Raw genomic sequence first — 20,900 nt, 5'->3', positions numbered from 1 at the left:
TCCGTCTCGTTCGAGACAAACCGGATTATTTTCCAATCGCCAAGATTCGCACGCCACCGCTACCGCAGACCCGGTGCGGGCACCTGCAGAAAGTCGAGAATTCGCTCCAGATACGGGCCAAGTACGTCGTTCGGCATGGAGAAGATTTCGTGCAACGACCTGTCGTAGCGCACCTTCTCGATGGAGCCGCCGCCTTCGCGCACGCGTTCGATGAACTCATCCTGCGGACCGTTGAGCACCCACACGTCAAGCCCGGCCTGGAAGAGCAGCGTCGGCGTCTCGATGGCGCCGCACATGTCGGGTTTGAGCACCGCGCGGGACAATGCCATGGCCTGCCTCGCCCATTCGAAGGTCGCCGCATTGGTCTGATAGGACTCGTCGGCAAGCCGTTGCTTGTGGAACCAGCGAACACGCGCCTCGGAGGCACCGCGATAATCATCCAGATTGAGATCGTCGGAGAAGTCGGCATGACCGAACACCCGGCTTCTGCCGAACCCCAGTGCGCAGATGCCGCCGACGACGATGCGCGCAATCCACGTCGGCATGCCGACCACCGGAGCGATCATCGGCGCGGAAAGCACCGCCTTGTCAAACAGACTCGGATAGCGTTCCAACACCGCCGCGCCGATGCCGCCACCCATGGAATGGCAGTACAGGTTGAGCGGGCGATCCGCCGCGCACTCACGCCCGACGGTACTGGCGAACTTCGCGAAATCGGCCACATATCGGCGCCAATCATCGATCCAGACCAAGCTCGGATTGCTCATGTCGTGCACGGAATGGCCGTGACCGCGATGCTCGAACACGCACACGGAGTAGCCGGCAAGCAGGAAGTACCACACCATCTCGCTGTATTTGCGGCCGAATTCGGTGAAACCATGGGAGATGACGATCGTGCCACGGAACGAACCCGCCGCGCCGTCTTCGCGCAGTTCGTCGAATTTTCGGGCGTCATAGCAGCAATAGTGCAGTTTGCCGGGATTGTCGAGCGTGGGAAGCGCGTTGCCGTCGCTGTCGTGCGTCGCCGGCTCCATCCACCCCTCCGTCAGGCAGGCCTGTAGTGCCGGCAGTACCTTACCGTCCATTTCGGCGTCGTACTGCGCCTCGTCGATGAGTGTGATAGTCATGTCACCCATCATACGGCCAATGACTCACGTCATTGCATGCAGACCATCGCCAAGAGCCAACCGAGCCGCTACATCACGTGCGTGGACTCAAGACGCCGCAGCACCCAGTTGTTGAGGCGGATTACCGGCCGCCGCAGCACCAGCCCGAGCAGCAGCGACGGCAGCAGGAACAGCGCGAGCGCGCCAAGATCGATCCAATACTCGAAACCATATGAACCGGCCATGGCCGCATGCATCGCGTCGATGGCGTGAGGGAACGGCAGGAACGGGTAGCAGACCTGGAAGAACTTCGGCAGCGTCTGTATCGGGAACGTGCCGCCCGAGCCGGCCACCTGCATCACCAGCAGCACCACGGCCAATGCCTTGCCGATGTCGCCGAACGACACGGTCAATGTGTACACGATGTTCGAGAAGACCACCGCGCACAGCCATCCCACGGCCAGGAACTGCAGTGCATGTTCGGCCTGCACGCCTAGGAAATACATGTCTCCCAGGCATACGATGGTGCCTTGCAGCAGCGCCAGCAATGCGAAAATCCCCAGTCGTCCGAAATATTCATGATGCAATCGCAGTCCGAACTTCGCCGCATTGCCCGGCATCTCACGGTTGCGGGCACGAATCGGCAACGAGTCGCGGTCCAGTCCAAGCACATGCGCCTTCTCGCGGTCGGATACGGCCACCTTCACGATGGCCACCAGAATGATGGCCCCCACCCAGATGGACAGCACCGTGTAGAACGGCGCCATGGCCGACCCGTAATTGGCGATCGGGTAGATCGGCACACGATCGAGCGCCACCGGTGCGGACAGCAGCGTCGCGAGGGTGTTGGTGTCGTCCGATGCCAGCGAGGCGATCGCACTGCTGTCTCCGGTCTGTTCGGCTTGCTTGAGCTTCGCGCTCAGGTCGGACAGTTTGCCGGCCGATTTGCCCAACGATGCCGATACGCTGCCGAGCGTCTTGCGCACGGCCGTCACGTTGGCGCCGATACCGCCGGACATCGATCCGATGTCACCGGTGACGTCATCCAGTCCGCTGATCACGGTGCCGGTCTGCGCAACGAGCGTTTGCACCGATGTCGATAGGTCGTCCAGTTTGGGTTTGACGTTCTTCTCATAGTCGTCCTGCACGGTGGTGATCGACTGTTTCGCCGCCGTGATCCGATCGAGGATCTGCTGGCGATCCTGCTGAATGTCGCCGCTGTCGGCGGCGACCTGCTTCGAGGCGGCGTCGAGCGCCGTGGCCAGATCCTGCGTATCCTGCTGCGCCGCCTGCAGTGCTGCGATCTGCTTGTCGATGGCGTTCAGCAACGCCTGTTTCGAGTCGCCGTCCGGCAATCCCTCGACAGCCGAACGCATCTTCTCAAGCTGCGCGATGTAGTTGCCGTACACGTTCGCACCGCTCGATACCTGCGATGACAGATCCTGCAGCGTCTTCGCGGCGCCATCCGCATCCTTGCCGAGCCGGTCGAAGGCGGTGCCGACCTTGTTCGCGATGCCGTCCAGCGACGAGACCGCCTGCTGCAGTGCCTGATTGACGGAATCGGTCACATCGGTGCAGGCATCGGTGAGTGTCGAAGCGCTGGACCCGCTCTGCTTCAAGGTCTTGCGCGCCTGTTTGCCGGCCTTGCGCGTCGAGGCGAGCAGTTTGTCCGTGGAGGCGATCACACTGTCGGCCGAGCCGAGCAACGCCGAATAGGCGTCCACCTGCGCCTGCGCGGCGGAGATGGTGGATGCCATGCCATCAATGTTCGACACCAGATTCGTCATGTACTGCGTCATCTGCGGGCTTTGCGAATACTGCACCATGTTCGCGGCGAGGTCGAGTCCGACCTGCGCCATCGTTTTCGCGAAGGTCTTGTCGATGGTGTTCGCCACGGTGGACGCGCCTTCGTCAGTGATATGCGGGGCGATCGGATTGATTTTCTCGTTGAGGTAGTATTTCAGCGTCGCATGCCTGACGGTGGGTGAGAACAGCGTCATCATGTCGGCGCTGAAGGATTTCGGAATGACGATCGCCGCATAGTATTCACCGGATTTCACGCCGTCGACCGCCTTGGCGCTGTCCACGAACTGCCAGTCGAGCTGATGGTTGGCGCGCAGTGCGCTCAGTACCGTCTCCCCCACGTTGATGCGCACCGGGATCAGCTTCGACTTGTATCCGGAGTCCACGTTCGCGACCGCCACTTTCAGCGATTTCGTGTTGTCGTACGGATCCCAGCTGGCGGCGATGTTGAACCATGCGTACAACGCCGGTACGATCACCAGCCCCATCGATACGATCAGGGCGATCACATTGCTCGTGGCATGGCGCATGTCACGCCTGAAGATACCCCAGAGATATTTCACTGCGCGTACCTTTCCTTCAGGTATTCGACCACGATCAGGTAGGTGTCGATCACGATGATCGACACGATCCACAGCGTGAGCATCACGGTTTTCTGTTGGATGATGAACAGCAGGACCAGCAAGGCGAACGGCAGCACCGCCAATGCGATGAAGCCCCACCGCACCAGCTTCGGATATATGCCAAGGAATCGTTCGGCCCTGTCGTGCGCGATTTGCGGATACCGTTCGGCGAATTCGCGCGCCCTGCTCACGAAGTGCAGTTGGCTGTCGACGCCGGCGTTGCGTTCGGTGATCATCAGGTCGGTGTCGGCCAGCCGCTCGTCGAACAGGGCGTTGAGGTTCATGGCGAGCCGGCGCACCACCAGTCCGATGAACAGCGCGACCGGCAGGTACCACAGCAGGTGGAACATGTAGTCCCAGTAATGCATTTTGTACAGTCCCGCAATCGGCCCACGCATGGCCTGAATGCCGTAGGTGAACGGCAGGAACGGCTTGAGCCGCTGGAAGAATTCCGGCATCATCTCAATCGGGTACAGGCCGGAGGCGCCCGGAATCTGCACGATCACGAGAACCACGGCCACCGCCTTGCCGATGTGCCGGAAGGTGACGGCAAGCGCATAGATGATGTTCACGTATACGAACGATTCGAGCAGCCCTGCGAGAATGAACAGCAACGGATGCTCGCATTGGATGCCGAGCGCGATATCGCCCACGGTGGCGATGATCGCCTGCATGAAGCCGACCGTCATGAACAGCAGCCACCGGCCGAGATAGCCCTGTGTCGGCGTGTAGTTGCGGATGCGCTCGTCGCGGTCCACTTCGAGCTTGTAGATGGCCACGAGTACGAAGCCTCCGACCCACAGCGCGAGGTTGGTGTAGAACGGCGTGACGGCGGATCCGTAGTTGTCGGTCGGGTATACGACGATTTCGCTCAGGTGCACGGGGTTGCCCATGAAGTCGCCGATACTCGTCGCGTTGAGACCCAGCAGTTTGGTGATCTGCTCGTAGGTCTGCGAGCTGGAGAGTGCGGCCACGTCGGTGCGCGTGGTGTCGAGGTTGCCTTCGAGGTCGCCCAGTTCGCCGACGGTGGAGTCGAGCGTGGTGCGTGTCTGCCGCAAGGTGTCGTCGAGCTGGTTCAGCAGGCCGTCGCTTTGTCCGATCAGGTTGCCGAGTGCGTCGAGTGTGCCGATCAGGGAGCCGCTGGTGGCGCTGAGCGAGGTGAGTGAGCCGTCGAGCGATGGCATGATGGTGCCGGTCAGTGTGCCACGTGCGTTGATCAGTTTGTTCGCCCCGTCGGCGGCGAGCCCGGCGACGGTGTTGCCGAGCGTGGTCGCGGTGGTCGTGCTGTCGCCGATCAGGTCGTCGGCGTTGGTGCCGAAGGTGTCGAGCAGCTGCTGTTCCTGTTTGAGCTGGGTGCGCGCATCGGTGATCTGCTGCGCGAGCGCCTGGTATTCCTTGCTGTTGTGGTCAAGGCCGCTGGAGGCGAGCACGCGGTCGAGACCGTCGATGAATTCATCGGTTTTATCGCAGGTTTTCTGCATTGCCTGGCTGACGGCGTTCACGGCGCTTTTCGTGGTGTTGAGGCCGCTGACGATCTGGCCGGTGGCGGTGTTGACGCCGATCTGCAGGCCCGACAATTGCACGCTGCCGTTGTCAAGCGCCTTGGAGAGCGTCGTCGAGAACCGTTGCGCTGCGGTCTGTGTGTCGTTGAGCAGTCCGATGGTGGTGTTGGCGGTGCCCGTGGCGGTGGTGAGGTCCGCGCTGATTTGCTTGTTGGTATCCTGCGCCTTGGCGATGGTGGTTTCGGCGTCGCCGAGCGAGGTCGACATATTCGTCAGTTCGTCACGCACGCCGTTCAGCTGGTCGATGGTGGTGTTGAGGTCGGCGATGACATCACTCTGCGCACCGTCGAGCGATTGTGTGGTGTCCCGCGCGGATCGCTTGACCTCCGTGGCCACGGCGGCGGCGACGGAGGTCACGAAGGTGGAGTTGATCTCTTCGTCGATCTCCGTCGCGCCGGTGTCGGTGATTTTCGGCGCGATCGCATTTTCCTTCTCGTTGACGTAGTACGTGATGTGCGGCCGTTTGGTGGTGCCGGTGACGGATCCGATCAGGGTTTTGCTGAAATCGCTCGGCAATACGATCGCCGCATAGTATTCGCCGGATTCCACGCCGTTGATGGCATCCGACTTGCTGACGAAACGCCAGCCGAGCTGATGATTGGTTTTGAGTTTGCGGACGGTCTGCGCGCCCGCGTCGAGATGCCCGATGAGGGTGGAATCGGTGCCGAGATCCTCGTTGGCCACGGCCACCTGGATGTTGCCGGTGTTGGCGTAGGGGTTCCAGTTGGCGAGGATGTTGCACCATGCGTACAGCGACGGGATCAGGGCCACGCCGAGGGTCACGACCAACGCCACGGGACTCTTCACGATACGTATGAGATCGCGCGCGAAAATGGCGAGAATCGTTCGCATATCTTTCCTCCGGCAGGTCGAACACTCAGCTATCAGGTCGCATACTGATATACCGGCCCGTGAGCACTATAATCCGACCTTGACCGGCTGCGATGCGGATAACGCGCTTGGCGAATAACGATGCCGGCCGGCGGCATCGGCCTCGCGGAATCCAACCCCCCCCCCCGTAAAATTCCCGTGGGATTCTTCTCGCGAGGTCCGCAACACGCTCCGCATCGTCCGCACCGCGACCGGCGGAGGGCGTCACGCCTTGTGTAGCGCGTTTGCGAGGAAGTCGCGTTGGAGGATCAGCAGGTTTTCGGCGACGGTCTCGTCGTTGGTCATATGCGTGATGCCGGTCAGCGGCAGGAACGTGTGCTCCCGGCCGGCGGCCATCAGCGCCTGGCTGAGTCGCAGGCTGTGCGCGATGGTCACGTTGTCGTCGGCGAACCCGTGGATGAGCATGAGCGGACGGGTGAGTTTCGGAGCGTCCGCAATGATGCCATTGCGCTCGTATACGGCCGGGTCGAGTCCCAGATACCGTTCGGTGTAGTGCGTGTCGTAGAGCGTCCAGTCGGTCGGCGGGGCGCCGGCGCAGGCGGCTGCGAACACTTCGGGCGCTTCCAGCACGGCGAGCGCGGAAAGGAATCCGCCATACGACCAGCCGATCATCGCCACGCGATCCAGATCGGGTTCGGGAATGGAGCCGTCCGTCGCGGATCCGGCCTGTTCCGCCCGCAATTCGTTCAGGATTTCCGGCAACGCACGCACGGCATCGACCTGATCCTCAAGCGTCACGGCCTTCATGTTCTCGTAGATCGCGCGGTCCCACCTCGGCCCGCGGCCGGTGGTGCCGCGACCGTCGGCCGTCACGACGATGTATCCCTGATCGGCCCACCACTGTGCGTCCCAGTGGAATGACTGGCTTGCGACGACCTGTTGGAATCCCGGGCCGCCGTACGGCTTCATGAGCACCGGCAACCTGTCGGCATGGGCGTACCGGCTGCCTTCGGACGGCAGAACGATCGCCGTATGCAGCGCACGTTCCCCCGATCGCACGAATCGTACATTCGGCGTGAATCCGGGTTCGGCGGCGTGGTTCTCGATCGGCGCGACCACCATGGACAGCGTCTCCACACCGTCTTCGCCGACCGTTGCGACGTTCATGCAATGCTGCATCTGGATCCGCGCATCGTCCATGCCGCGTCCGGCCATCACGCATCCGTTGCCGGCACGTGACATCGTCCATTGGCCGGGCGTGTAGGTGAGCGGCTCCCAGCCGCCATCGAAACGCAGCGACACCACGTCGAAGCTGCGCGCATCATGATCGGCAGCGTTCGCCCGCCACAGATACGGCAGTTCGGATTCCGGCAGCAGTTCCGGCGTGCGCTGCACCACGCACAGCACATCGTCGTCGGTGACGTCAAGCACTTCACGCACCTGCAGGCCGACCGGCGTGAACGCATATCCATCCACGCTCAGGCGATTCGTGTCGGCGTCCATGTCGTTGACCGCGCAGATCAGGCGTCCGTCCGGCGTGTAGGCGGGCGTCCCGTGCATCAGGTCAAGCCAGCGGTCATTGTGACGCTCTTCGAGCACATGGGTCGTGCCGGGCTCCTCGCCCTGCGCATACTCGGGAATCGCAAAGGAGAAGGTCTCGACCTCGTCGCCGTTCTCGTCGATGAATTCGGTTTCCGGTGCGATGACCGGCATGATCGGTTCGCCGACATGGATGGCCAGCACCTGATCGTTGCGTTGCAGCCGATCCTGCACTTCGATGATCGGATCGTGACCTTCCGTCCAGTTCACGGAAGCCAGATATTCGTAGGATTCCCGGTCCCATTCCACTGCATGCGGCACTTCGCCGTAGCAGCAGCCGTCGGCATCGAAACCGAGTTCCAGCAACGTCAGACGCACGTCGGCGTTGGCCGTCAGCGCCTGCGGATAGTGGCGGACGGCCGTGGGCGTGGTCGGATTCGCCGGATCGCAGATATGCCATACCGGTTCGTCCGAGGCGTCGAAGGTCTCGAACAGCACGTATCGGGAATCCGGCGACCACCAGAAGCCGTCGTACCGGTCCATCTCCTCACCGGCGGCGAATTCCGCCAGGCCGATCTTCACCGTATGGGGCGCCTGATCGTCTCCGTTGCCGTCGCATACGCCGTACACCGTGGTGATGGACTCCCGCGCGGCCTGCCCCGGAGCCGGCCAATCGGCGATGTCGATCAGGTTCAGGTGCTCGCCGGTCGTGTACATCACGTGGCGGCCGTCGGGGCTGATGCGCGGGTTGAGCACCGGCCCGTATCCGCTCGTGGTGAGGGTCGGATCCTCGAAGGCAAGCTGGCGGGTGCGTGCGCCGGTGCCGTCCTCCCGGATTTCGGTCAGGAATAGTTGGCCGTTGATGGTGAACACGACGCGACGTCCGGCCTGATCGACGGAATAGGCAACGATTCCGGAGCCGCCTTCGCGAGCACGCTCACGCCGCGCACGTTCCTCGGCCGGAACGTCCTCCGCGTCGGCATCGGCCAGCAGTTCACGCGGATCGGCGAGCAGAATCTCCCTATCGTCGCCGTCGCCGGTCGTGTCGATCACGCTCATCCACAGTGAGGTGACGGTATCTTCCGGGCCGTCGGATCGCAGGAACAACGCATGCGACCCATCGCCGACCACGCGGGCGGAGCGGGGCGCGCCGCACGTGAATCGCAGGGTGCGGGCCTTCAATCGAGGAAACTCATCAATCGCATCATTCATACATTCCAAACTACCGGCCATCCCAAACCACCCAAACCACCGACGCCCGGACCACCCCCACCGTCGGTGGTTTGGAAACGAGCTCAAGGAACCGACGTCGAACCAGGCCCGTATCACCATCCACGCCCCACTTTGCATGGAATTTTTGCAATTATGGGTCTTATAAATTGGCTCTCGGCACTCTACCGCGTAGGATAGGTGAGGATAGAAAGGGACAAGTATGAGCGTTCTCGATCGATTTGAGAAGAGTGTGGAAGGCGCCGTCAACGGAGTATTCGCTAAGTTCGGGTCCAAGGACCTGCAGCCGGTTGACCTCTCCAGCGCTCTTGAACGCGAGATTGACAAAGAGGCAATGCCCGTTACTCGCGACCGTACCGTAGCCCCGAACGAATACCGTTTCAAGCTGAGCACACCGGACTTCAACAACATCGTGGAGTGGGGTGCCGAGACCCTGGCCAACGAACTGGCCGACAATCTCACGCAGTATGCGAAGAGCCAGCATTATGCATTCGTCGGACCGGTCGTGGTGATCTTCGAAGAGGACCTTGACCTGAACAAGAGCGATTTCAAGCTCACCAGCGAGTCCGTGCAGGGCAATGCGGTGCCGGTGACCACCGAGGCGCAGACCGAGGATTGCCCGATGCTGGAAATCGGCGAAAAACAATACCTGCTCACCAAAGACAAGACCATCATCGGCCGCGGATCCAACTGCGACATCGTGATCGACGACCCGGGCATCTCCCGCAAGCATCTGGAGATCGACATCAACGGCGACAACGTAATCGCACGTGACCTGGGTTCCACCAACGGCACGTATGTCGAAGGCCATCAGGTGCCGGCGGCCACGCTGCTGGATGGCAACACCATCACCATCGGCCGCACCCGAATCCTGTACTGGGCTTCTTCGCAGGATCAGGAGTGACCAACCCCAACCCGGGAGTTGCCTTTATGCTCACCGAACTTACCTTTGCGATCCTCAAGTATGGTTTCCTCATACTGTTATGGGTTTTCGTAGCCTGTACGGTCCGTTCGCTGTACAAGGACATCGAGACGTTCAGCCCGCGCAAGTCGCGGGCTCATCGCCGTAAGGAGCGTCGCGCACGCAGGGCGGTCGAGGCGCCGGCGCCCGTGGCGTCGGCCGCACCCGTCGTCCCCACCAACGAGATGCCGATTTCGAACGCCAGACCCACCCTGTTGGTCGTCATCGATGGCCCGCTTGCCGGCAGTTCCGTCCCTTTGACCGGCAACACCATCACCCTGGGCCGTGCAGCTTCGAATACCGTGGTGCTCGATGACGAATTCGTCTCCTCGCACCATGCACGCGTCTATACCGATCCCGCAACCGGCCAGTGGGCCATCGAGGATCTGGGCTCCACCAACGGCACCGTGGTCAACCAGCAGCGCCTGAACGCCCCGATGATCCTCGGCTCGCGCGTTCCGGTGCGTATCGGCGCAACCACCTTTGAATTGAGGTGACTTTGACGACTTCCGCCGCTTCACAACCATTGTTCCTGTACTCCACCACCGTCTCGGATGTGGGTACCGTGCGTTCCAACAACCAGGATTCCGCGTTCGCGGGCGAACGTCTGATCGCCATCTGCGACGGCATGGGAGGCCATGCCGGCGGCGATACCGCGTCCACCATCGCCATCCGATCGTTGGCACATATCGAACGGGACAATGTGCAAGATGACGTGAAGACCGTCGCCCACATGATGGAGACCTCCGTCATGGCCGCGCACGACGCCATCGTCGGCAAGGCCAAGCGCGAACGTCGCCTCGCGGGCATGGGCACCACCGTCACCGCCGTGGCCTTGGTGTCGGGATACTGGGTGCTCGCGCATATCGGCGATTCCCGAGCCTACCTGCTGCATGACGGCCATCTCATCCGTATGACCTCGGACCACAGCTATGTGCAGCATCTGCTCGACACCGGCCGCATCAGCGAATCCGAGGCGCGCAACCATCCGCAGCGCAATGTCGTGATGCGTGTGCTGGGCGATTTCGATATCGACCCCCGTCCCGACATCGCCGTACGCAAGGCGCATCCGGCCGACCGCTGGCTGTTGTGCTCCGACGGTCTGTGTGGCGTGCTGGAGGATTCCACCCTGCAGGAGGTGCTTGCGACCTGCTCCGATCAGGAGGAGTGCGCGCAGCGTCTCGTTTCCATGGCGTTGCGCGCCGGCAGCACCGACAACGTCACCGCGGTGATCGCCGATGCGACGCTCGCTCTGAACGCCGACGCCTTCGATCTGCCGCATCAGACGCCGCTGGTGGCCGGCGCGGCCAGCGCAAGCCTCGAGCCGATCGCCGACATCATCAACGCACCGGTGGCCACGGCACCGCTGCTGCGCGAGGGCAAGCAGTCGCCGGCCGCACGCGCGGCGGCCCTGCGCCACGGCAAGAATCCCGACGAGACCGGCAACGAACCACAGCCCGAACAGCGTGTGGCGCAACCATCCACCGTACGTGAGGAGACGGGCGACCGCACCAATCCGGACACCGGCGAAATCCCGGTCGTACACAAGAACGACGGCCGCATCTCCGCCGACCCGAACGATCCGGAAGTCGCCAAGGCCATCCGCAACGAACAGATCCAACAGCGCAAGACCAAGCGTGCGCACACCAAGCGCAACCGCACCATCGGCATCATCGTCACCCTTCTGGTGCTGCTGGGGTTGGCGGGGGCCGCCTTCGGCACGTATCGTTGGAGCCAGACCAAGTACTACCTCGGCAACGACAACGGCAGCGTCACCATCTTCCAAGGCGTGCCGACAAGCATCTTCGGACTGAAGCTGTCCCACGCCATATCCGCCACCGGCATGAAGACCTCCGATCTGCCGCCAAGCTGGCAGGAGCAACTGCAGCAGGGCATCTCCTTCGATTCGTATAGCGAAGCGGAGAACCACACGAAGCTCATCGAGAAGCAACTCAAGCAGCAGCAGGCCGAAAGCAAGAAGAAGAGCGAAGGCAAGTCGTCGCCTTCCGCCAGCTCTTCGGCCAGCCCCAGCGCGAGCGCCTCCGCATCGTCGTCCGCCAGCTCAAGCCCGCAAGGCGGTGACAAGTCATGATCGCTACCCGCTTGAGACAGTTCGGTCTGCTGATGCTCAGCATGCTGATCTGCGCCGTGGCGTTCTTCCAGATGTTCGAACGCACCACGGGCGGCTTTCCGTCCAATTACATGGGGATGCTCATGTTCATCGCCGTGCTGTTCCTGGTCGTGTGGGGCCTGTTGCTGCGATTCCAGCCGTATGCGAACCAGACCATCATGTGCTGTGTCATGCTGCTGACCGGCATCGGTGTGACCATGATCGCCCGCATCGATCAGGAGACCAATACCTCGGTCGCGTTCAAGCAGCTGATGTGGTTGGTCATAGCGCTCGTGCTGAGCGGTCTGCTGGTGATTTTCCTCAAGGATTACCGCGTACTGCGCCGTTTTTCGTACGTGAGCATGGTCGTCGGCCTGGTGCTGCTGCTATCCCCGATGCTGCCGGTGATCGGCTCCGAACAGTATGGTGCGAAGATCTGGGTGAAGATCCCGGGTCTCGGCTCGTTCCAGCCAAGCGAATTCGCCAAGCTGTTTCTCGCGTTCTTCTTCGCCTCCTACCTGTTCGACCACCGTGACCAGCTTGCGGTCGGCGGCAGGAAGGTGCTCGGCCTGCAGCTTCCGAGAATCAAAGACATGGGACCGATCATCGTGGTGTGGATCGTGGCCATGGGCGTACTCGTGATCCAGCATGATCTGGGCACCTCGCTGATGTTCTTCGCCATGTTCGTTTCCATGCTGTATGTGGCCACCGGCCGCAAAAGCTGGATTATCATCGGCTTCATCGCCTTCGCCGCGGGCGCGTTCCTGGCGGCGAACATCTTCAGCCATGTCGGCGCGCGCGTCGACGCCTGGCTGCACCCGTTCAGTGCGGAGCAGTATGGCAAGGAGTATGGCGGATCGTACCAGTTGGTCACCGGCATCTTCGGCTTGGCCTCCGGCGGCATGATGGGCACCGGCCTGGGCCAGGGGCATCCGTCGCTCACGCCGATCGCCAACTCCGACTACATCTATGCGGCGACCGGCGAGGAGCTCGGCCTGACCGGCCTGCTGGCAACGCTGATGCTGTATCTGCTGATCATCGCCGCCGGCATGATCACCGCCATGAAGATCAAGGACGGTTTCGGCAAGCTGCTGGCCTCCGGACTGGTGTTCACCATGGCGTTCCAGGTGTTCACCGTGGTCGGCGGCATCACGCTGGTCATTCCGCTGACCGGTCTGACCCTGCCGTATATGGCCGCCGGCGGCTCGTCGCTGATCGCCAACTATCTGCTGGCCACATTGCTGATCATCATTTCGAACGCCGCAAACAAACCGGAGGACGACCTGAACAGCGACACCTTCCAATATGAGGCGATGCAGGCGCTGCGCAATCGCGAGACGAAGCACCGCACGCAGCCCACCGAACCGATCGCACGCACCGTGACGGGAGGTTCGAATGAATAGATCGTTGCGTCAGCTTTTCACCATTGTCATCATCCTGTTCGTGATCCTTGGCATGTCGACGACCATCATCACCGCCATCCGGGCCAACCAGCTCAATCAGGATCCGCGTAACACCCGCGCGCTCTACCATGAATACGGCGCCCCGCGAGGCTCGATTCTCGCTTCGGACGGTTCCGTGATCGCCAAATCCGATCCGTCGAACGACGCATTCTCCTATCAGCGTTCCTACTCCGACGGCCCGCTGTATGCGCCGGTCACCGGGTTCTTCTCGATTAGCCAGCGCGGGTGGAGCGGAATCGAAGCCTCCCGCAGTTCACTGTTGTCGGGGCAGTCCGATCAGCTGATCTGGCAGCGTTTCAAGTCGCTGTTCACCGGTCAGGAGAACAAGGGCGCCACCATCGAGACCTCCATCGATCCGAAGATCCAGCAGGCCGCCTACAACGCCTTGGGCTCGCTTGACGGTGCGGCAGTGGCCATCGAGCCGAAGACCGGCCGTATTCTCGCCATGGTGAGCACGCCCAGCTACGATCCGAACCAGCTGGCCGGCCACAATACGTCGGAAGTGAACGAGAACTACAACACGTTGTCGTCCGACCAGACGAATCCGATGCTCAACCGCGCCACCTCGCAGCTGTACCCGCCCGGCTCCACGTTCAAGACGGTGGTGGCGGCCACCGCGCTGGAAACCGGCCAATACCAGACCGACACGCAGATTCCCGCCGGCGCCAGCTATACGCTTCCCGGTACCACGGTGCAGCTGACGAACGCCACCTCGCAGGGAGACGGCTCCGACGGCAAGATCTCGTTGGAAGACGCGATGGCGTATTCGTCGAACACCGCCTTTGCGCAGTTGGGCGTCGCGTTGGGCGACGAGAAGATCTCGTCGATGGCCAAGAAGCTCGGCTTCGACAGTTCGATCACCGTGGACGGCACCAGTTCCTCCGGCACCCCGTGGATGACCGTGGCTTCGAAATTCCCGACCGATGTAAGTGACGACAAGCTTGCGCTGGCGTCGATCGGGCAGGGCGATACCGTGGTCACGCCGCTGCAGAACGCCTTGATCGCGGCGGCCATCGCCAATGACGGCAAGCTGATGCAGCCGACGTTGGTCGATCGCGTACGATCGTCGGATCTGTCGGTCGTCTCGCAGACCAAGTCGGAGGAGATGTCGCGCCCGTTCAGCGCCGATACCGCCGACAAGCTCACACAGATGATGGAGGCCGTGGTCACCAAGGAGGATCCCGAACTGGCGATCGACGGCGTGCAGGTGGCGGTGAAGACCGGTACCGCGCAAATTGGGGAGAACAATGGATCCGTCGACGCCTGGGTCATCGGATTCGCACCTGCGGACAATCCGAAGATCGCGGTGTCCGTGGTGGTGCACAACGTGGACACCTACGGCGCATTGGCCGCAGGGCCGATTATGAAAGCAATGATGCAGGAGGCGCTGGCAGAATGAAACTGATTGAAGGACAGCTCATCCACCGACGCTACAGACTGGATTCCCGTCTGGCGCAAGGCGGCATGGGTGAAGTGTGGAAGGGCTATGACATTCAGCTCGGCCGCCCGGTGGCCATCAAGGCCTTGCGTGGCGATCTGGGCTCCAGCCAGGAGGCGAAGCTGCTTCGTCTGCGAGCGGAAGCCCATAATTCCGCCAATCTGGCGCATCCGAACATCGCCGCCCTGTTCGAATACTATGAGCATGACGGCATCGGATTCCTGATTATGGAGTATGTGCCGAGCAAGTCGCTGGCCGATCTGTTCCATGAAATCGGCGGCCCGATGGAGCCGACGCAACTGCTGCCGATTCTCATCCAGACCGCGCGGGGCCTGTTCGTGGCGCATTCGCATGGCGTGATCCATCGCGACGTGAAGCCGGCGAATATCATGGTTTCCGATTCCGGCGAGGTGAAGATCACCGATTTCGGCGTCTCCTATTCCACCAATCAGGAGCAGATCACACAGGATGGCATGGTCGTAGGTACCGCGCAGTATATTTCTCCAGAGCAGGCGCAGGGCCATCAGGCCACGCCACAGTCCGACATCTATTCGCTGGGTGTCGTCGCCTACGAGGGCCTGTGCGGGCATCGTCCGTTCACCGGTACCACGCCTGTCGATATCGCCGCCGCACATGTGAACAATCCGGTTCCGCCGTTGCCTGACTCCGTGGATGTGCAACTGCGTGAATTCGTGATGTCGATGCTCGCCAAGGATCCGCTTGACCGTCCGAAGGATGCGTTGGCGGTATCCCGCATGCTGACACGCATAGAACGCCGTCTGCTCGATCAGCAGACACAGCTGGCAGATACGACGATCGTTCCCACCGGGGGCCGGCTTCCTCGTCGTGTGGTCAGCAGACCCCATATCTCGCCCAGCAGTGATTGGAAGGAACAGGGATGAGCAACAACATGCCTACCACTTTGGCGAATGGCCGTTATCAGCTCGGCCAGTTGGTCGGTCGCGGCGGTATGGCCGAAGTGCACGTGGCTCTTGATACGCGTCTGGGCCGTACCGTGGCCGTGAAGATCATGCGCGCCGATTTCGCCAATGACCAGATCTTCCTCGCCCGCTTCCGTCGCGAGGCGCATTCCGTGGCGCAGATGAACAATCCGAATATCGTGAACATCTACGATTCGGGCGAAGAGGTCGTGACCACCGAGACCGGCCAGACCGAGCATCTGCCGTATCTGGTGATGGAGTATGTGAAGGGCCAGACCCTGCGCGACATCATCAAGGTGAATGGCGCGCTCAGCCAGCGCGATGCCGAACAGGTGATGATGGGCGTGCTGAACGCGCTCGAATACTCGCATCGCATGGGTGTGATACACCGCGACATCAAGCCCGGCAACATCATGATCTCCGAGCAGGGCGTGGTGAAGGTCATGGATTTCGGCATCGCCCGCGCGCTTGACGACTCCGCCGCCACGATGACGCAGTCGCAGGGCGTGGTCGGCACCGCACAGTACCTCTCCCCCGAGCAGGCCCGCGGTGAAACCGTCGATATGCGTTCCGACCTGTATTCCGCCGGTTGCGTGCTGTATGAGATGTTGACGGGCAAACCGCCGTTCACCGGCGATTCCGCGGTGGCCATCGCCTACCAGCATGTTTCCGAAGTGGCCACCCCACCAAGCTCCGTGGTACCCGGACTGCCGAAGATGTGGGATTCGATCTGTGCGAAGGCCATGGCGAAGGACCGCCAGAACCGGTATGCCACCGCATCCGAGTTCAAGAACGATCTGCTGACGTTCATGAATGGCGGCGTTCCGGTCGCCGCCGCATTCAATCCACTGACCGACCTGACCAACGTGAAGGCACGCAAGCAGGCCGAGCAGGAAGCCGCGACCGTGGCGATGAACCCGACGAGTGGCGAAACCGCGGCGACACAGGCATTCAACCCGGTGACGGGCCAGTTCGAGCAGGTGATGGCGAACAACGGCGGTGTCGCCATGAAAACCCGCGCCGAGCAGCGTGCGGCCGCCGCCAAGGCGAGGAAAAGAAAGCAGATCATCATCGGCTCCGTGGTGGGCGTGCTGGTGGCGTTGCTGGCCGTGCTGGGTATCGTCTACATGCTCAATCGCGGCAGCTCGACGGCCGACACCGTCGACGTGCCGGATTTCACTGAGATGTCGAATATCTCGCAGACCACGGTCGAGGAGAAGCTCAATGCGCTCGGCCTGAAGCTCGATGCCCGCGAAGACACGGAATCCGACCAGACCAAGGGCACCGTCACCAAGCAGAATCCGAAGGGCGGATCCAAGGTGGAGAAGGGCTCCACCGTATCCGTGTGGTTCTCCACCGGACCGCAGACCGTCACGGTTCCCGACGTGTCGAACAGGAGTCAGGAGGAGGCCAAAACCCTTCTGGAGAATGCCGGTTTCAAGGTGGGCAGCGTCAAAACCGTCGATAGCGGCACCATCGAAAAAGACAAGGTGGTGAGCACGGACCCCGCCGCGAATTCCAAGCAGACCAAGGGCACGATCATCACGCTGTACATTTCGTCCGGTATGACCAAGATTCCCGACAATCTGGTTGGTCAGACCAAGGATTCGGTGATCAGTCAGCTCAATAAGGCCGGTATCGGCACGGTCAACGTGGAGAGCGAATACTCCGATTCCGTCGCCTCCGGTTCGGTCACCCGCCTTGAGCCGGGTTCCGGCAGCACCGTCGAACTCGGCACGTCCGTAACCATCTGGGTGTCCCTCGGCAAGCAGCAGGTCAGCGTGCCGGACGTGTCCGGCATGACTTTGGCGAGCGCCAGGAGTCTGCTTACCAACAACGGCTTCCAGGTCACCGTGAACGGTTCGAGCGACGATGACGCCATCGTCACCGGCATGAGCCCCGAAGGTGGCTCACAGGCCGATTCCGGCGCCACCATCACCCTGACCACCAAGTCCGACAGCTCGCCGTCCCCGTCCACGTCGGGCAGCACGTCCCCCTCGCCCACGTCCTCTGCCACCCACTAAGGATGCCTGATATGACAAAAGGAGCGACTCAACGTCGCTCCTTTTGTCGTTAAGCCCCTCCCGCGGCAATCGCGAAAGGATTCAGGGCAAATCAGCCCGCCACCTTGGGCTGCAACCCGATGGACCTGTCCACGGCCGAATCCTGCCCGCACACCTTCAGCCAATTGGCCAGAAGCCGATACCCGTCCTGCGTCATCACCGATTCCGGATGGAACTGCACCGCATACATCGGCAAATCGCGATGCCTGATGCCCTGCACGATATGATCACCCTGCGTCCAGGCGGTCACCACAAGCGTGTCCGGTACGGAATCCGGCTCCACGGCCAGCGAATGGTAGCGCGTCGCCGTCATCGGATTGGCCACGCCTTCGAAGATCTCATCGTCGACATGCTCCACCTGGCTGGTTTTGCCGTGCATGATGGTCGGCGCATGGCTTACGGTCGCGCCGAATACCTCGGCCAACGCCTGCATGCCCAGACACACGCCAAACATCGGCTTGCCCTGCGCCGCGCATAGGCGGATCACGCCCTCGCTGGCACCGGATTGCGCCGGGGTGCCCGGTCCGGGGGAAATCAGCACGCCATCATAGCCGTCAATCGCACCGGCCGCGTCCGGGTCGATCGCATCGTTGCGCGCCACGGTCACGGTGGCGCCGAGCGTCTTAAGATAGCCGACAATCGTGTAGACGAAGGAATCGTAGTTATCTACGACCAAAATGCGTGCGGAATCGGTCATAATGCTCCTATCAACGGTTGAACAGCAGTGTACGTGCGCGAATCGCCGCATCGCCCCCTGCGTCTCACTACACAGCCGTGTAATTCGACATCTCCTGCAGCATCGGAATGTTCGAAGCCGCCCAGGGGAACAGCCATTCGAACGTCGATCCCGCGGCCGCGAACAGCAGGAGCAACAGCAGGATCAGCCGAATCGGCAGCACTCCCGGCTGTAACCGCAACAGGCCGCCGTATATGCTGAAATCGGGTTTCCTGCGCTCTCCTGCGCGAATGGCCGCCAGCACCGGCCAACGCCATGCCACCGCGGCCGCGATGAAAATAACCGCGTAGGCGGCGAGCGCGCCGAAGATCCACGGCTTCAGCGTGGTTATGCCCGAAGCGAATGAGGCCTTCTCATTGTTGATGAATTTGACTTTGCCATTGGAGTCGGTGGTGGCGAGCTCCTGTGGGATGCCGTCGGAGACTTTGGCCCAGTAGGAGAATTCGCCGTAGCTGATCCATCGGTGGGTCGGGGTGGAGTATTTCGGCTCGCAGGTGGTCATGGTCAGCATGCGTTTGGTCGGCGTGGTGCCGGGCTCTTCGGGATTGGATGACACGACATCCACGTCGGTCGGCAGCACGATCTCGCTCTTCGTGTAGTGGTACACGTACCAGTAGTCCTGCGTGCGGATGATGATGGGGTCGCCTTCCTGCAGTTTGTCCACATCGCCGAGCGGCTGCCCATAGCCGTTGCGATGTCCCGCGAAGGCGAAATTGCCGATTTGGCCGGGCATCTGCGAATCCTTGTAGTGCCCGAGACCGTGCTTGTTGAGTTCGGTGAGCGTCGTGCCTTCCACGAGGTTGCGCTGCCACTGGCTGCCGAATCGCGGAATGTAGACCTGGGCGATGAGCTCGCCCTCCTGCGCGTTCTGCGGCTGTACGGGCGGATCGCCCTCCTGTGCCTGGGCGATGGTCACGTTCTCGTCCTTGCTCGGATCCGACCATGACACCGATTGACGGGTCTCGATCTGCGTGTGCTCGGACTGCACGCCCGTCCACCACATCTGCCATGCGATGTACAGCGCGCAGATGGCCGCCGCCGTCAGCATGATTTCGGCGAGCACCCCCAGCAGCGTCCAGACGAAGCTTCTTCGGCGTGCCGCAACCGGCTTGACGTGCTTCATTACTGATTTCCCTCTTCCGTCTTCTGTTCGGCATCTTCGTTGCTGTCATCGCTCTCGATGACTTTCGCATATTTCAGTGGCTGTTGCAATGCGTCGGTCGCGTCGAAATGCAGCTTGTCCTTCTTCTCGACCTTCCATCCCAGGCCGAACGCGCTCACATACTGCCGGTAGATGGCGATCTCCTTTGAATCGTTCAATGCCTGCTGCATGCGGTCCACCGGTCCGATCGCGGAGATCTTGAACGGCGGCGAGTATTTCTTGCCCTGCAGCAGCAGTACGTTGCCGGAGCAACGCACGGCGGAGTTGAACAGCACACGCTGGTCCATGATCATCATGGATTCCGCGCCTCCGGCCCACAATGCGTTGACCACCGCCTCGACGTCCTGCTGATGTATCACATAGTCGTTGATGTTGGAGGTCGATCCGGATGAGTCGACCATGTTCTTCCATAGCGGTGAATCGTTGAGCGTCACCACGAGCCCCGGCCCTTCGACCGCCGGTAGCATGGTGCCGGCGCCGGCGCTCTCGCCGTCTTGCGCGTCATCGCCGTCCGTGCTGTTGAGCGTTTTGCTCAGATCATCCACCTTTGAGCTGAGGCCGTCGACTTCCTTGCGCAGCGAGTTCACCTTTTTCACCCGTTGCTCCACCAGTTCGGCGGTATCGTTGGAGACCACCACGGAACGGTTCACACGCAGGTTGGTCGTCAGCAGGAATCCGGACAGCATCAATACCAAGAACACCGCGATTCCGGCCACTTTCGACCGTTTTGCGGTATGTCTGCCGGTATGTTTCGCCATGCGGACCTTCCCCTATCGATTGCTGAACGTTTGCTCTGAATTTGAGCAGTTTTACGATGTGAGTTCGCCGCTTTCGAGTCTACCCACTATTATGACTTTTAGCCTATTGAAGGAGACTATGCTGATGGCTGACGAAGAGCTGCACGAAACCACCGCGGATGACCAGAAGGACTGGCAGTCCGAGGTTGCGGAAAGCACGGAAGAGACCGCCGACAACGACGCTGTTGCCGAGTCCGCCGAAGACGATGATGATCTTGACATCCCGATGGACCGCGTCGAAGCGGTGCTGAACGCCACCGTCGACAAGGATTCCCTGACCCCCCAGATGCAACGCATGATGAACCGCCAGGCCGAGAACACCCGCCGTGTCGAGGAGACCATCAAGGGCACCAAGTCCAACCCGCGTTGGTTCGTGCCGCTGTTCTGCGCGCTGATGATCATCGGTCTGATCTGGGCCGTGGTCTACTACTTGAGCGGCAGCTATCCGATTCCGAACATCGGCGCATGGAATCTGGCCATCGCCGTCGCGATCATCATGGTCGGATTCCTCATGACCATGTGGTGGCGTTAGCCA

General features: G+C 61.5%; 15 protein-coding genes. 8 read left to right on the top strand and 7 right to left on the bottom strand.

Annotated elements, in window-relative coordinates; all coding sequences use genetic code 11:
* Window positions 1–59: 59 nt before the first annotated feature.
* The 4 genes from BMOU_RS06705 to BMOU_RS06690 all read right to left on the bottom strand — a co-directional run bounded on the left by BMOU_RS06705 (window position 60) and on the right by BMOU_RS06690 (window position 8,676).
* Window positions 60–1,127 carry an alpha/beta fold hydrolase gene (locus BMOU_RS06705; RefSeq protein WP_171002085.1) on the bottom strand — a complete coding sequence of 356 codons (1,068 nt, stop codon included), beginning with the start codon at window positions 1,125–1,127 and terminating at the stop codon, window positions 60–62.
* Between the two features lie 68 nt (window positions 1,128–1,195).
* Window positions 1,196–3,472, bottom strand: a complete 2,277-nt coding sequence (locus BMOU_RS06700) for a YhgE/Pip domain-containing protein (RefSeq protein WP_034876097.1) — start codon at window positions 3,470–3,472, stop codon at window positions 1,196–1,198.
* Window positions 3,469–5,946: a YhgE/Pip domain-containing protein gene (locus BMOU_RS06695; protein ID WP_034876095.1), complete on the bottom strand. Its 2,478-nt coding sequence runs from the start codon at window positions 5,944–5,946 to the stop codon at window positions 3,469–3,471. The genes BMOU_RS06700 and BMOU_RS06695 overlap by 4 nt, the downstream gene beginning before the upstream one ends.
* A gap of 243 nt (window positions 5,947–6,189) precedes the next feature.
* On the bottom strand, window positions 6,190–8,676 hold the full coding sequence (locus tag BMOU_RS06690) for a prolyl oligopeptidase family serine peptidase (protein ID WP_034876094.1): 2,487 nt from the start codon (window positions 8,674–8,676) through the stop codon (window positions 6,190–6,192).
* A 220-nt stretch (window positions 8,677–8,896) separates the two neighbouring features.
* Between BMOU_RS06690 and BMOU_RS06685 the strand changes: the two genes are divergently transcribed.
* From BMOU_RS06685 to pknB, 7 genes are read left to right on the top strand one after another with little or no spacing between them, the layout of a single operon-like run.
* The gene (locus tag BMOU_RS06685; RefSeq protein ID WP_034876092.1) at window positions 8,897–9,598 is read left to right on the top strand and encodes an FhaA domain-containing protein; all 702 of its coding nucleotides are present in this window, start codon (window positions 8,897–8,899) and stop codon (window positions 9,596–9,598) included.
* A 26-nt stretch (window positions 9,599–9,624) separates the two neighbouring features.
* The gene (locus BMOU_RS06680; RefSeq protein WP_034876089.1) at window positions 9,625–10,152 is read left to right on the top strand and encodes an FHA domain-containing protein FhaB/FipA; all 528 of its coding nucleotides are present in this window, start codon (window positions 9,625–9,627) and stop codon (window positions 10,150–10,152) included.
* Between the two features lie 2 nt (window positions 10,153–10,154).
* The gene (locus BMOU_RS06675) at window positions 10,155–11,747 is read left to right on the top strand and encodes a PP2C family protein-serine/threonine phosphatase (RefSeq protein ID WP_034876088.1); all 1,593 of its coding nucleotides are present in this window, start codon (window positions 10,155–10,157) and stop codon (window positions 11,745–11,747) included.
* Complete coding sequence (locus BMOU_RS06670; RefSeq protein ID WP_034876086.1) at window positions 11,744–13,168, top strand: FtsW/RodA/SpoVE family cell cycle protein; 1,425 nt, start codon at window positions 11,744–11,746, stop codon at window positions 13,166–13,168. Before BMOU_RS06675 ends, BMOU_RS06670 begins: the two co-directional genes overlap by 4 nt.
* Window positions 13,161–14,627 (top strand): peptidoglycan D,D-transpeptidase FtsI family protein, encoded by a 1,467-nt coding sequence (locus BMOU_RS06665; protein WP_034876083.1) that lies wholly within the window; start codon window positions 13,161–13,163, stop codon window positions 14,625–14,627. Before BMOU_RS06670 ends, BMOU_RS06665 begins: the two co-directional genes overlap by 8 nt.
* Window positions 14,624–15,568, top strand: a complete 945-nt coding sequence (locus tag BMOU_RS06660; RefSeq protein ID WP_034876081.1) for a serine/threonine-protein kinase — start codon at window positions 14,624–14,626, stop codon at window positions 15,566–15,568. Before BMOU_RS06665 ends, BMOU_RS06660 begins: the two co-directional genes overlap by 4 nt.
* A complete protein-coding gene (pknB, locus tag BMOU_RS06655) occupies window positions 15,565–17,631 on the top strand; it encodes a Stk1 family PASTA domain-containing Ser/Thr kinase (protein ID WP_034876079.1) in 2,067 nt (688 codons plus the stop codon). Before BMOU_RS06660 ends, pknB begins: the two co-directional genes overlap by 4 nt.
* 91 nt (window positions 17,632–17,722) lie before the next feature.
* Here the strand turns inward: pknB and BMOU_RS06650 are convergent, their stop codons facing one another.
* The 3 genes from BMOU_RS06650 to BMOU_RS06640 form a co-directional block, all read right to left on the bottom strand.
* Window positions 17,723–18,367 carry an anthranilate synthase component II gene (locus BMOU_RS06650; protein ID WP_034876078.1) on the bottom strand — a complete coding sequence of 215 codons (645 nt, stop codon included), beginning with the start codon at window positions 18,365–18,367 and terminating at the stop codon, window positions 17,723–17,725.
* Between the two features lie 67 nt (window positions 18,368–18,434).
* The gene (locus tag BMOU_RS06645) at window positions 18,435–19,529 is read right to left on the bottom strand and encodes a class E sortase (RefSeq protein WP_034876076.1); all 1,095 of its coding nucleotides are present in this window, start codon (window positions 19,527–19,529) and stop codon (window positions 18,435–18,437) included.
* Window positions 19,529–20,326, bottom strand: coding sequence for a DUF881 domain-containing protein (locus BMOU_RS06640; protein ID WP_034876074.1), 798 nt, complete (start codon window positions 20,324–20,326; stop codon window positions 19,529–19,531). Before BMOU_RS06640 ends, BMOU_RS06645 begins: the two co-directional genes overlap by 1 nt.
* 118 nt (window positions 20,327–20,444) lie before the next feature.
* Here BMOU_RS06640 and crgA point away from each other — a divergent pair, with 118 nt between their 5' ends.
* Window positions 20,445–20,897, top strand: coding sequence for a cell division protein CrgA (crgA, locus tag BMOU_RS06635; RefSeq protein ID WP_081738514.1), 453 nt, complete (start codon window positions 20,445–20,447; stop codon window positions 20,895–20,897).
* The last annotated feature ends 3 nt before the right edge of the window (window positions 20,898–20,900 follow it).

The sequence above is a fragment of the Bifidobacterium moukalabense DSM 27321 genome, from assembly GCF_000522505.1.
GTDB classification, from domain to species: Bacteria; Actinomycetota; Actinomycetes; order Actinomycetales; family Bifidobacteriaceae; genus Bifidobacterium; species Bifidobacterium moukalabense.
The sequence above is the reverse complement of the archived record's forward strand: the minus strand, read 5'-3'. Positions and strand labels throughout refer to the sequence as shown.